Source organism: Halomonas sp. ND22Bw (assembly GCF_003011945.1).
Lineage (GTDB): Bacteria > Pseudomonadota > Gammaproteobacteria > Pseudomonadales > Halomonadaceae > Halomonas > Halomonas halophila.
Genome location: NZ_PXWD01001703.1, coordinates 1 through 239, shown reverse-complemented (window position 1 = coordinate 239; position 239 = coordinate 1). Strand labels below are relative to the sequence as shown.

Annotated in this window: 1 protein-coding gene; it reads right to left on the bottom strand. The window is 64.9% G+C overall.

The genetic code is table 11. The annotated features are described in order from the left end of the window. Nucleotides 1–239: potassium transporter TrkG (locus CVH10_RS24085; protein WP_369336019.1), on the bottom strand; the 239-nt coding region annotated here is incomplete at both ends.

Here is a 239-nt window from a genome sequence, read left to right as displayed (position 1 = left end):
CCTCGAAACGGAAGATCTTGATGCCGCCTGAGGTCGATCCCGTACATCCGCCGACGAACATCAGCCCGAAGAACAGGCCGACGGCGGCGTTGCCCCAGAGCTGGTAGTCCGTCGTCGCGTATCCCGTGGTGGTGACGACGGAGACCACATTGAATGCGGCATGCCGGAATGCCGCTTCAAGACCGAACTGGCCCGAAGCCGCCAGCCAGGCGCCGAGGCTGACGGTCACGGCTGCGACG